Genomic DNA, 13,869 nt, shown 5'->3' with positions numbered 1-13,869 from the left:
CCTTCATTAGGTAACATTCATTTACTACTCATTTAAATTAAGTTCAGTCCTTCAGTATTTCGTAAGACTTCTTGGTATTGCCAAGCTTGTATCCATACCTACTATGACTTCTGCTGACTTCTTACAGCAATTGTTATCCATAGTTCTGTAAAAAAAAACTTTCCTATGTCTGTAAGACCTCCCCAGGTAAGAACAGTAACTTTCCCCTCATATACCTGCTATATTTACCCTAAATATCTCCGTACAACTTTGGACTTCAGTTTGTTTAGCAACCTTATCCGATATTATTGAGCCTGATATAGTTTCTGTTCGTCAGGTCAAGGGTTTGCCTAGCGCTTCCTTCAGATTCCACCTTGCGATGGACACCCTTGCATTTGGCTAACACTTCCCGTTGTAAAGGCGTGTTCGGGACTTACACCCTAGAGTTACTACCCATGCTGGGCACACTAAAAAAAGACCCTTTTCAATTGAAAAGGGTCTTTTTTTATAAGCTATTTTTGATTCTCTTTTACTATTACTATATCCTCTAAGCTACAAGCTAAAGCATCTAATAGCAATTGAGCTGTTGCTCTATTGGTTCCTAAGGCGATATTGTGTACATCACATACCCTCAAAAGCATATTGATATCTGGCTCATGAGGATGCTTTCCAAGAGGATCCTTAAAAAACAAAACCATCTGGGTTTGTCCTTGTGCTACACGAGCTGCAATTTGAGCATCTCCTCCCAAAGGCCCAGATAACATACAACTTACCTCTAAACCTTGCTCTTGCACAAGTCCACCTGTAGTTCCTGTTGCCACTAGGGTAATTCCCTTACTAGCTAAGATTTGTTTGTTTTGTACCACGAAACTCAACATTTCTTTCTTTTTGGCATCATGGGCAATAATTGCTATTTCCATTATTCGATTTTTATTGGTGAAATTCAATAAGCCCATCCAAAGGTTTTTGGACAAACTTACCTATTTGAATTTGTTTTTCTTCGAGCGCTTTTTTAAACTCTTCTTGTAATAGAAAAGCTACTGACCCTACAAAATTCACTTTACAATCTTTTGTAAACGGATGGTCTTTTAAGTAAACTTTTATAAAGTAATCCAATTCTTTTTCAATCATTTCTACAAAAAAAGGATGGTCCTTATGCTTTATTAAAAATGGCAAAAAACTAGCCATATAAGCATTTGGATTTTCTTGTTTATAGAAGTTATACTTCACTTTATCGGCATCTAATCCATACTCCTTTTCAAAGTCCAAGGACAACTCCTTAGGCATTACTTTTAGAAAGTAACTCTTTAAAATTTGTCTACCAAAAGAGCTTCCACTACAATCATCCATAGCCATATAACCTAAGGATTCAATTAGCGGAGTCACTTGATGAGCGTCAAAATAACTCACGTTAGAACCTGTACCATTTATACAAACAATACCCTTGTCCCCTTTTCCAAGCAAAGCGTAGATAGCAGCATAAGTATCCTCGTGAACTTCTATTGTTTTACAATGAACAAAGAAGCTATTTAAAAGCCGCTTAACCATCGACTTTGTTCGCAAAGAACCGCAACCAGCTCCATAGAAATAGATACTAGTTACCTTTGAGCTAATTTGCTCTAGTTTTTGATTTTGCTCTAAACGAGAAGTGAATTCGCGATCTGTGAGGACCTCAGGATTTAACCCCAAAGTTACAATAGGTTCCGATACAAAGCCAACAGCATCTAATGCAACCCAGTCTGCTTTAGTGGAACCACTGTCTACAATTAATTTCATGTATTTTTAAACGTGTTATTTTACTTGGTTTAGAACAATTGCCATATCAATCATCTTTGCAGAATAACCGTACTCATTGTCATACCAACCAACAAATTTAAAAAAAGTATCATTTAATGCAATACCTGCCTTAGCATCTATTATACAAGTATGAGGATCCGACACAAAATCTTGACTCACTACATCTTCTTCCACAAATGCCAAAATTCCTTTTAAATGTGTCTGACTAGCTTGTTTGAAAACATCCATCACTTCTTGGTAAGAAGTTTTTTTAGCCAATTTAACAGTTAAATCCACCACAGATACGTCCGCGGTTGGAACCCTCATAGACATACCAGTTAATTTACCTTCTATCTCAGGAATTACTTTACCTACAGCTTTTGCAGCTCCCGTGGAGGCAGGAATAATATTTACAAGAGCAGATCTTCCTCCTCTAAAATCTTTTTTAGATGGTCCATCTACTGTATATTGAGTAGCTGTTGCAGCGTGAATAGTAGTCATTAACCCCTCCACAATTCCAAAGTTATCCTCTAATACCTTAGCCATTGGTGCTAAACAGTTTGTAGTACAAGAAGCATTAGATATAATAACATCCTTTGGAGTTATCTTATGCTCATTTACTCCCATTACAAACATTGGAGCGTCTTGAGAAGGAGAGGATATTAGTACCTTTTTAGCTCCTGCATCTATATGTGCTTGGGCTGTATCTAAGTCTTTAAATATACCTGTACAATCCGCAACTACATCTGCCTTTACCTTATCCCATTGCAATTGTAAAGGATCCTTTAAGTTTGTCACTCGGATTCTGTTTCCGTTGACAATCAAATCTCCTTTATCAATGTGTACTTCTCCCTGGAATCGTCCATGTACGGAATCGTATTTTAGCAAATAAGCTAACTGCTCTACACTCATTAAATCATTTACAGCAACAATTTCAACATCTTGTCTTTTTACTGCTTCCCTTAACATTAAGCGTCCAATACGCCCAAATCCATTAATTCCTATTCTTGTTTTCATATATTTTTTATTTTTTTTTTGGAAAATTGTCTATTTTAATCTTTGCACTAGATGGTAATTATATCTGATACGCGAAGTAATTCTTGGTCAATAGGAGAATGTCCTTTTACTGCCTTTTTAAGTGGAGTTAAAGCAACTTGGTCATTGATAAGTCCGACCATTACATTAGACTTCCCTTCTAATAGTGTTTCTACGGCCTTTACGCTTAATCGAGAAGCCAATACCCTATCAAAACATGAAGGCGCTCCTCCCCTTTGCATATGTCCTAAAACCGATACTCTCACCTCATAATCCGGTAGGTTATCCTCTACATATTGCCCTAATTCAAAAACATTCTTACCCAATTTTTCTCCTTCGGCAACAATTACAATACTAGAGGATTTACCGCTCTTTTTACTTCGAGCTAAAGATTCCAATAAGCGCTCCATACCGAGATTTTCTTCAGGAACAATAATTTCCTCTGCTCCAGCTCCTATACCAGCATTTAAAGCGATATGTCCAGCATCCCTTCCCATTACCTCTACAAAGAATAAACGCTTATGAGAACTAGCTGTATCGCGAATCTTATCCACTACATCTACCACTGTATTACAAGCTGTATCAAAACCAATGGTATGGCTCGTTCCAAAAATATCATTATCTATAGTTCCTGGGATACCAATAATTGGTAAATCAAATTCATTACTAAGAGCCATTCCTCCATTAAAACTCCCATCCCCCCCTATGATAATTAAAGCATCTATTTGTGCAGCTTTTAAATTATCATATGCTTTTTGACGGCCTTCTTTTGTTCTGAATTCTTGGCAACGGGCTGTTTTTAAAATAGTACCTCCCTTATTTAAGATATAATGCACATCTCTAGGTCCTAAAGGTTCAAAATCTGCATCAATCAAACCTTGGAAACCTCTATAGATTCCAGCACACTCCACATTATGGTAACTACAAGCTCTTACAATTGCTCTAATAGAAGCATTCATACCTGGGGCATCCCCTCCGCTTGTTAATACACCTATCTTTTTAATTTCTTTACTCATATATTCATGCTTTTGAGTAAATTTAATAAAAAATACTTTCTTTAACAATAAAAGCCCCCTTAAATACCATGACTTAAGGAGGCTTTTATTGCATTTACTGTAATATTATTACCTAGAATTGTTTTTATTTCGATTTTCATAAAACTGAATGAAATCGCGATTAAATCCAGAATCCGGTAATTCTTGGGTTCGATTCTTTTCTGGTTCCTTTTTCTTAGATTTTTTATCCTTTTCTCTCTTATCAGCTTGCTTTAAAATCGTTGCCAATAACTCCTTAAAAGTATCAAAGTCTACTTCGTAAGTTAATCCAACCCCTTGGGTATAACCTATACCCTCTCCAATATAGTTTATATCATTTTCTCTATTGAAAAACCTAGCATTTAAGTTTCCTTCTTCAGTAATACGTAAAAGAACCTCTACATCCCCAACTATAACGGATTGTTCTTCTCCTCCAACAGGTACTCCAAGTTTTCCATTCACGCTAATACGATCGTTTACCTTAGTGGAGAAAGTAACTCCTAAACGCCCTTCTGTTTGTGTATAAGGGTTTCTTTCCCCTTGAGCATAATTTAGTCCTACTTTAAACTTATCCTCCTCATCACTAAATAAATCATCAAAGATACTAGAAGCTCTTTCAAATAAACTTCCTGCTAGTGCAGTAGAAGAGTTATCCGAAGAGAAAAAAGAACCTGTAGCCAATAAGGCCATTGCTTGTCTTTCCCTCATATCTCTATCACTTAAACGGTAGTCTAATTCTGATTTAACCACTGAGGTAACCGTTGGAAAATAAATCTCAAAATCTACCTCTGGATTACTTAAACTTCCATTTAGAACAATAGCTACATCGGTTGGTACTTTTCTGTTGATAATAGAGTTATCAATAATTACACTAGGGTTGGCCTCAGTATGATAAATGGCTTGTAAATCTAAAATAGCATTCATCGGATCTCCATCCCAACGTATAGTTCCATACTTTTTAACCACAAATTTCTTATCAATCAGTCCTCCGTATTTAAAATTATACTCTCCTTCATAGGCTTGGAAGTCACCCCACATATTGAATTTACCTAGAGTATTGATTTCCATGGTGATAAATCCTGCCCCTCTACCCTTCATAGCATGACCTGATTCTCTGTCTAATATAATTTCAATTTCCGCATCAGGAGTAATTACAAACTCAAAGTCTAGTTCTATACCACTGTTTTGATATCTATAATAATCATTACCTCCTTCTTTTTTCCTTCTAGCTTTTTCCTGCGGAGAAATAAAATGAATGTAATTATTCTCTCCATTGCTCTGAGCCTCTTTCAAAGGAATTTTAATAAAAGTTCCCTTATTAGAAGTAGCAGCGATATTAATACGAAGCATATTAACTGGTCCGGTTAGACTAGCGCTACCATTTATGTAAGCTGTTCCATAATAAATACTTCCTTGTGAAAAATCAGTATCTAAGGCCAAAAGATTTGCAGAGGACATACTCAAGTTTAACGCCCAGTCCTTAAACATTTTATGAGTCACATCTCCTTCGATAATTCCCTGGGTTTTAAATTTGGTATCGGAAATACGAGCCCGCCTGAAAATGAATTGTTTTTCTGTTATATCTAAAGGAGTGTTTTGTTCAAAGGCATAATCTACTCCTGTAAACTTAGAAGTCATCCCCGCATTATTCAAATATACCCTACCGTTGACCTCTGGATCAGAAGGTGTTCCTTGAATACTAATTTTACCTGAAGCATCTCCCCTTAGATTAGATAAGACACTAGACAATAAAGGTCCTATAGGTTGCATTGTAAAATCATCAAAACCAGCCTCTAAATTAAAATAGGTTTTCTTTTGAAATAAATTAATGTCCCCTCTTAAAAAGAAATGCTCTTTATCTTTATGCAAGATATTGGCATCCACCACAAAGTTATCCATACGTTGATTTCCATCGACATTAAAGTTCATATCCCCTAAAAGAAAGTTATTAATAGCCAAGGAGTCAATTTGAAGATTTACACTAGGGTGATAAAGTTCTTTTTGTTGAGAGAAATGAACCTCTCCATCGATTTTACCAGAGAAAGCAATGTTTTCTATATCCGGAGTAATCTTAGCTAAATCTACTTTATCAAAGTCTAAATCTAAATGCTTATAAGTGGAATCTCTCATCACTCCAGCAAAACTAACTTTTTGATTACCATGAGAGAAATTAATTTCCTCAATGGTAAAGTCGGTTAATTTTTTATTGAACACCACTTTATTTAAAGTGTCTTGATTTTGATTAATGGTCCATAAAAAGTCTTTAAAAACTACTTGACTTTCTTTGAATCCAACCACAGATAAATTTTGATCATTAATCGTGTGGTATAAGTTTAACTTATAGTCATCCTTACTGTGTTTGCCTCCTTTAAACTCAGAACGAACAAATAAAGTATCGTTATAGGTTACATTTAATAAATTAAAGTCAACTATTTTATAAGAACTATTCCTTACACTATCGATGCTTATAAAAGTATTGTATAAAGGATTATTGTTGTTGACATTTAAATTGGTATTATAAAAGGTAATACCACTTAAGGCAAAGTTAGACGAATTGAATTTTAATTTAAATTGCTTTAAATCATTGTTGATTACCCCCTCTAAGTGACTCTTATCCGCCACTGTTAATTGAGGCAAGAAAACTTCGATTAAACTATTGTGTACAGAAATATCAAAATCAATATACTGTCCTTGAGCAATAGGATAAGGGTTATAGTTTGTGTACAAACTACCCAGTGCATTGGTAAACAATGCCTTTAAATCTTTAAATTTATACTTCCCTATAATATATCCTTCAATTGCTTTAGTAGAATGTATAGAAATACTTCTTTCTTGATTTTCATTAAAAAAGGACTTTACCTTAAAATTGTCAAATACATAATTATCTTTAGTATTGTTGTAAAGGGCAGAGTTCACACTAAACTCCCCTTGTAGATCATCTATGGTATTTCCACTAGCCTTTAATTTAAAATCTCCCCTAAACATAGAAATACTATCATTTACTAGCTTTAAGGCAAACAAGTCCGCATACTTTACATCTGCAACGAAGTCATAATTTTTCTCAAGAGTACTAAGGTCAATTTTACCATTAAAATCCATTTGTAGATTTGGATCACTTAAATGTAACAAACCGTGAAAGGTTGGCATTTTCATGGTCCCGTCTACCGCTATCTTGGTATAGCGATAATCTCCAAATTGAAACGAATACACATCTCCTTTTACACTAGTATTTAAAGCCTCTTGGTTAAAGCCTACTCCATCTACTAAAAGATCTAAAGAAGTTAGTCCTACTTGTTTTTGCTGTAAAAAAGTACCTAAATCAAATTTGTCTAATATAATATTACCTTTATACTGAGCAGTATAAGGATCATCTAAATTTACAATATCCAACACCGCCGAGGCCTTACCAATATTACTTAAGATACGAATATCTGACTCCAAAGTTCGCTTGGTAAGAGTGATATCTCCTCTTAGATCCACCAGTCCCATTTGTTGTAATTGCTCTGGAAGTAAACTTCTTAAAGTTTTAGGCATTAGAGTCAATAAATTACTCCTTGTAGTTTGTAAACGATCCAGACTAGTTGTCATCCAAAATGGCGCATTAGGATCAAAGACATTTTTAAAGGCAAAATATCCTTGAACCTGAGAGTTATTTTGATCAATTACCCTAGCATTAGATAAAGTAAAATTATTCATTGGACCTTTCATGGTTCCACTGATATATAACATCTTATTTGGAGAAAACTCATTGGCAAAAACATTGACATCCGAGGTATTTACGTTGGCTTTTTCAATATAAAAATCCCAATTCACCTTATCGGTGAAATACTTCATATCTCCTGGATTAAAGCTAAACAGCAAATCCCCTTTAATAAAGGATTTATCGGTTTGAATAAACATATTATCCACCGAAATAGAGGTCTTAGTCAGCCCAAAGTCGCCTTTAAGATCTTTAATATTCATTCCCCAATTATCTTTAAAATTCCCAGAATCAATATGGGCATAAATGTTAGGACCATGGATTTTAAAGTCTTTTACCAAACCATCTAAAGACTGAAAATCAATAGCTACTACCTCCTTGGCATTATCATCCGATATAATCAGGTGTCCATTTTTTAAAGCAATACTCTTAGCCTCTAGTTTAAAACTTCCATCTCCAGGCTTTCCATTATCAAAAGCATTGATTAAACAATCAATATTAGAAAATTCTTCTTCTTTATATTTATGAATATTTAAAAATAAATCTTCAATGGTAGAATCATCTAAAAAAATTTGCCCGACCTTTAAAGCCTCGTAGTTGGCAATTTTGGTAGATACTTTTCCAATCTCAATAAATTTCAAATCGTGATTATCCGTAGCACTCACCCCTTTTAAAGTGATATTTCCAAACAAGTCTATAGCGATTCCTTCAATTCCTATATTGGTAGAAAAGGTAGTATTCACTTTATCAACTGCAATTCGAGCTAAAAAACTTTGTACCAAAGGCAAAGTTAGCCCCAAGGATAAAACCACCGCTAAGGTTAGAATAGCAAGTATAGTGCGAAAAACTATTTTTTTAAATTTTTTGATAACGTATAATGTTTTAAATTTGCGCTTAAAATGCGCCCAATTTTTTGGGGTCTGCAATTAGCAAATTTAGTTATTTTAAAGACTTGTATGCAATAATTCAGCAGATATAATTTTTCATTACAAACAATTACATTACCATATAAAATGTCCACAAAACCTACTTATATTCTAGCCATTGAAAGCTCTTGCGATGATACATCGGCAGCTGTGATGCAAGATAACAAAGTTCTTTCAAATGTAGTAGCACAACAACAAATCCATGAGCAATATGGAGGAGTAGTTCCTGAGCTAGCCTCTAGAGCTCACCAACAAAACATTGTACCTGTGGTAGATGTAGCTTTACAAAAGGCAGGAATAACTAAAAATGATTTAAGTGGTATTGCCTTTACCCAAGGTCCAGGACTAATGGGTTCTTTATTAGTAGGAGGCTCTTTTGCTAAGTCCATGTCCCTAGCGCTAGGTATTCCTTTACTTGCTGTAAACCATATGCATGCTCATATTTTATGCCACTTTATAGAAGAAAAAGAATTTGACAAGCCAACTTTTCCTTTTTTAGCTCTTACTATCTCAGGTGGACATACTCAAATTGTTCAAGTAAATAGTTTCTTTGATTTAGAAATATTAGGACAAACAACAGATGATGCTGTAGGAGAAGCTTTTGATAAAACTGCTAAAATCCTTGGTTTTCCTTACCCTGGAGGTCCACTTATTGACAAATGGGCACAACTAGGAAATCCTAAGGCCTTTGCTTTTACAAAGCCAAAAGTGGATGGTTTAAACTTTAGTTTTAGCGGATTAAAGACACAAATTCTATACTTCATTCAGAAAAACCTAGCAGTTAACCCAGATTTTATTGAGCAAAACAAAGCCGATATCTGCGCAAGCATTCAACATACCATAGTTGAGATCCTTATGGATAAGGTAAAATTAGCTATAAAGCAAACTGGCATTAAACAAGTTGCCATAGGTGGAGGAGTTTCAGCAAACTCAGGAATTAGACAAGCCTTACTTTTAGCACAAAAAAAGCACCATTGGAAAGTGTATATCCCTAAATTTGAATACACCACCGACAATGCTGCAATGATTGGAATTGTAGGATATTACCGTTTTAAAGAATCTCTATTTGCAGATTCTTCCGTAGTATCTAAAGCTAGAATTGAATTTTAACAAAAAAGCCTGATTATGCAGTTATTTTATTCCCCTGATATAAATCAAGACCAAGATACTTTTACTTTTGACAAAGAAGAAAGCAAACATATTGTTCGTGTATTAAGAAAGAAAAGTGGCGACATCCTACACGTAAGTGATGGAAAAGGGACCTTATTCACTACTCAAATTACCCTTGAATCGGATAAAAAATGTGTTACGAAAATCATTGATTTTCGAAAAGATCCCCTTACTAAACACCATATTCACATTGCTGTAGCTCCTACAAAAATGAATGAAAGATATGAGTGGTTCTTAGAAAAAGCCACAGAAATTGGAGTAAATGAAATAACCCCAATTATTTGTGAGCATTCTGAAAGAAAGATAGTGAAAATGGAAAGGTTTGAAAAAATAGTACAATCCGCAATGAAACAATCTTTGCAGAATTACCTACCAAAACTCAATGAGCCAATTTCCTTAAAAGATTTTCTAAACCAAGAGTTTTCAGGCGATTTATATATTGCACACTGCGAAGAGGATAAAGAAAAAACTTTATTGAAAAACGCTATCACACCAGATAAAAATTACTTACTTTTAATAGGTCCAGAGGGAGACTTCTCCACAAAGGAAATTAAACAAGCAATAGAAAAAGGTTTTACACCTGTTTCTCTTGGACATACGCGATTAAGAACTGAAACAGCAGCCGTAGTAGGTGTGCATAGTTTTGTTTTCGCTAACCAATAAATTTATTTTTAAACACTATGGTAACTTCCAAAATTATTTCTAAAGGTATTGTAAGGGCGGTATTAGTCCTTTTTGCAATTGCAGCTCTAGGCTGTCTACTTTACGTAATAACACCTTTATTTATATACATGGGATTTGCCTTTGTACTGGCTTTAATTGGAAATCCAATTGTAGTATTACTAAGGAAAAGATGTAAATTCTCCAAAATATTATCCGTAAGTATCACTATACTTATTTTCCTGGCCTTTTTTGTAGGATTTATTTTTATGTTCATCCCACTGTTTACTACCCAGGCACATAATTTATCGGTATTAAACAACTCTCACCTTCAAGAAGACTTCAATGGTCTAATTAGTAAAATAGACTTTTACTTCTCTACTAAGGGAGTAAATCTAAATCAGGTTATAGAAAGTAGTAATTTGCGATCTCCTTTTAAATTGGATTTCGTACCTGATTTATTTAATACCCTTTTAGGAGCTATTAGCCAGTTTGGAATAGGTGTATTTGCTATTTTATTTATTGCTTTCTTTTTCTTAAAAGACAAAGTAGTACTAGAATACCAATTTAAAAAAGCTTTCCCCTTAAAGCATGAAAACAAAGTGATTAGCTCCATAGATAAGATAAACACTTTATTATCTAGATACTTTATTGGGTTATTAACCCAAACCTGTATAATTTTCATTTTATCTTTTATCCTACTAGCATCCGTTGGTGTGAATGGCTCTTTGATGATTGCCTTCCTATGTGCACTTTTAAATCTAATACCTTATATAGGCCCTTTAATTGGAAATGGTTTAGCCATAATATTTACCATGTTAAGTTTCTTGGGAGATAACTTCACAGAAGTTACTTTACCTAAAGCACTAACGGTATTGATTGGCTTTTTAATTATTCAATTAATTGACAATGTTATCAACCAACCTTTAATATTCTCGAATAGCGTAAAATCACACCCTCTTGAAATTTTCTTTGTGATTTTAGCCTTTGGTATGCTTGGTGGAATATTTGGAATGATAGCCGCAGTTCCTTTTTATACTTGTCTAAAGGTGATTGGAAAAGAATTCCTGCCCAATGTGCGCTTTATACAAATACTAACAAAAAAATTATAATTGAAAACAGCACTTTTACAACAAGAAGTACAAGAATTTATAGAGCAAAATTTAGCCTCCAATGTGCAGAAATTGGCTTTAAAAAAAAGCCCTTTCTCCCATCTATCCATGGCAGATTTACTACCACAAATAGAGTCTAAACAAAGAGCTAAAAATAAGCTACCATTATGGTATGCTACCAAAAATATTTTATTTCCAAGTAAATTATCTATTGAACAAACCTCCTCTGAACCTTGTGCACAATACAAAGCTAACTTAGTAAAGGGAGATTCATTAGTTGATTTAACAGGAGGGTTTGGTATAGATAGTTACTATTTCTCTAAAAATATAGAAAAGCTAACCCATATTGAAATACAAGAGGAGTTAAGTCAAATTGCTCAGCATAACTTTAAGGAGTTTTCCCAAACAAACATTGAATGTATCTGTGCCAATAGTATAGAGTACATCCGAGATACCGATCAAAAATGGGATTATATTTACCTGGATCCAGCACGAAGAAATGACGCAAAACAAAAGGTTTTTCTTTTGAGTGATTGTACTCCTAATGTAGTAGAACATTTAGATCTATTGTTTTCTAAAACCAATACTATACTAGTAAAAACCGCACCTCTTTTAGATATACAAGCCGGTTTAAAAGAACTTTCCAATGTAAAGCAAGTACATATAGTTGCTTTAAACAACGAAGTAAAAGAACTACTTTGGGTTATAGAAAAAGACTATACACAAGAAATAGAATTAATCGCTGTAAATATTCAAAAGGACAAAACAGATAGTTTCACAGTTTGTCTTTCCCAAGAGTGTAGTGCTAAATTTGAAGATCTTTCCCTTTATCTTTATGAGCCTAATGCCGCTTTATTAAAAACAGGAAAATTTGATTGTATTTCTGCAATTTTCAACATTGGCAAGCTGCACCAACACTCCCATTTATATACCGGTAGTGAGTTAATATCCTTCCCAGGTAGAAGTTTTAAAGTTCTTTCAACTCATCTTTACAATAAAGCAAATACAAAAGAACAGTTACAGGGAATAAAGGCGAATCTAACCACGCGTAACTTCCCTTTAAAAGTGGAGGAAATACGAAAAAAATGGAAAGTAAAAGAAGGTGGAGATATCTATATATTTTTCACCACCTTGCGTAATGAACAGAAAGTTTTCATTATTTGCCAAAAAATATAAAGTACAAAAGGCTAAAGAAAACTCTTTAGCTTTTTTGTTTACACACCATTAGGGAAGTGCTTTAACATAAAGCTTATCAAAACATATTATCCTATTAAAATTATAAACTAAATGAATAAAATTAAAAATAATACGTTTTTTTTAATCTATTTAACCGGACTAAGCATTATAGGCTTCCTTGCCACAGATATGTACTTACCTGCTTTTGATACCATGAAAAATGACCTTGGTACAGATAAGTCTCTTATTGGGGCAAGTTTAACCTTATTTCTAGGTGGTTATGCTTTAGCCCAATTATTCTGGGGACCTCTTTCGGATAAAATAGGCAAACCCAGAGTCATCTTAATTGGCCTTGGTATCTTTGCCATAGCTAGTATTGCTATCTTTTTCAGCACTAACATCTATACTTTATTAATTTTTAGACTACTACAAGCCTTTGGAGTTTGTGCAGGGGCTGTCTCTTGGCAAGCATTGGTTATAGAAAAATACCCTAAGCAACAAACCAATAGAGTATTTGCTACTATTATGCCACTTGTAGCATTATCGCCTGCTTTAGCACCTTTATTAGGGGTTTATATATCACAGTATTTTGGTTGGGAATATATCTTTATATTTTTAGCTATACTTGCTACCGCCCTAATGTTATACACATTAACTCTAGAAAATGACAACCAAAAACAACAACAAAATACCACCCAACAGGGCTATTACCCCATCTTAAAAAACACTGCTTTTTTGGGTAATGTTCTTATTTATGCTGTTTGCTCAGGTACCTTTTTTGCATGGCTTACCGGTTCTCCTTTCTTTTTAAAGGAATTAGGTTATAACGAAGCTGAAATAGGTCTTAGTTTTATCCCACAAACAATCGCATTCTTACTAGGGGGATATGGATATAGAAGTATTAGTCAAAAGGTAAAAGCAGAAAAGTTAATGCCTTATTTACTAACTATCTATAGTCTGTGTGTTAGTGCACTTTTAGCCCTAGCCTTATTTACCACACCAACTTTACTTACCCTTATGATCCCATTTTGTTTAATGGCCTTAGTAAATGGAGCTAGTTACCCCATTGCAGTAGCTCAGGCATTACAACCCTTTAAACAAAACTCAGGAAAAGCCTCTGCATTACAAAATACCATTCAACTCGGAACTTGTTTCATTACCAGTGCGATAGTGTCTGTATTCTCACAAAACGCCTTGCTAACAACGTGTATTGTAATGGCCAGTACGGTATTTTTCGTTTATCTAGGCTATAAAATATCCAATAAGAATTCCTCATTATAAACAAAAAGAGCGGCTATCTC

Annotated in this window: 10 protein-coding genes; 5 read left to right on the top strand and 5 right to left on the bottom strand. The window is 34.3% G+C overall.

What is annotated here, in order from left to right:
- Positions 1–491 precede the first annotated feature (491 nt).
- The 5 genes from ACYSNX_RS09965 to ACYSNX_RS09945 form a co-directional block, all read right to left on the bottom strand.
- The gene (locus ACYSNX_RS09965; protein WP_461754534.1) at positions 492–899 is read right to left on the bottom strand and encodes a methylglyoxal synthase; all 408 of its coding nucleotides are present in this window, start codon (positions 897–899) and stop codon (positions 492–494) included.
- Positions 900–909: 10 nt separating this feature from the next.
- Positions 910–1,755 (bottom strand): N-acetylglucosamine kinase, encoded by an 846-nt coding sequence (locus tag ACYSNX_RS09960; RefSeq protein ID WP_461754533.1) that lies wholly within the window; start codon positions 1,753–1,755, stop codon positions 910–912.
- Positions 1,756–1,770: 15 nt separating this feature from the next.
- A complete protein-coding gene (gene gap / locus ACYSNX_RS09955) occupies positions 1,771–2,772 on the bottom strand; it encodes a type I glyceraldehyde-3-phosphate dehydrogenase (protein ID WP_461754532.1) in 1,002 nt (333 codons plus the stop codon).
- Between the two features lie 47 nt (positions 2,773–2,819).
- The gene (gene pfkA, locus ACYSNX_RS09950) at positions 2,820–3,806 is read right to left on the bottom strand and encodes a 6-phosphofructokinase (RefSeq protein WP_461754531.1); all 987 of its coding nucleotides are present in this window, start codon (positions 3,804–3,806) and stop codon (positions 2,820–2,822) included.
- Positions 3,807–3,914: 108 nt separating this feature from the next.
- Entirely contained in the window at positions 3,915–8,306 is a 4,392-nt protein-coding gene (locus ACYSNX_RS09945) for a translocation/assembly module TamB domain-containing protein (RefSeq protein ID WP_461754530.1), read from the bottom strand.
- A gap of 231 nt (positions 8,307–8,537) precedes the next feature.
- Between ACYSNX_RS09945 and tsaD the strand changes: the two genes are divergently transcribed.
- The 5 genes from tsaD (at position 8,538) to punC (ending at position 13,849) form a co-directional block, all read left to right on the top strand.
- Positions 8,538–9,560 (top strand): tRNA (adenosine(37)-N6)-threonylcarbamoyltransferase complex transferase subunit TsaD, encoded by a 1,023-nt coding sequence (gene tsaD, locus ACYSNX_RS09940; protein ID WP_461754529.1) that lies wholly within the window; start codon positions 8,538–8,540, stop codon positions 9,558–9,560.
- A gap of 15 nt (positions 9,561–9,575) precedes the next feature.
- Positions 9,576–10,283, top strand: coding sequence for a 16S rRNA (uracil(1498)-N(3))-methyltransferase (locus ACYSNX_RS09935; protein ID WP_461754528.1), 708 nt, complete (start codon positions 9,576–9,578; stop codon positions 10,281–10,283).
- A 17-nt stretch (positions 10,284–10,300) separates the two neighbouring features.
- The gene (locus ACYSNX_RS09930) at positions 10,301–11,392 is read left to right on the top strand and encodes an AI-2E family transporter (protein WP_461754527.1); all 1,092 of its coding nucleotides are present in this window, start codon (positions 10,301–10,303) and stop codon (positions 11,390–11,392) included.
- Positions 11,393–12,568, top strand: a complete 1,176-nt coding sequence (locus ACYSNX_RS09925) for a THUMP-like domain-containing protein (RefSeq protein ID WP_461754526.1) — start codon at positions 11,393–11,395, stop codon at positions 12,566–12,568.
- Between the two features lie 111 nt (positions 12,569–12,679).
- Entirely contained in the window at positions 12,680–13,849 is a 1,170-nt protein-coding gene (gene punC, locus ACYSNX_RS09920) for a purine nucleoside transporter PunC (RefSeq protein ID WP_461754525.1), read from the top strand.
- Positions 13,850–13,869: the final 20 nt, after the last annotated feature.

Source organism: Myroides sp. LJL115 (assembly GCF_054871665.1).
This window is presented reverse-complemented; position numbering and strand designations above follow the sequence as displayed.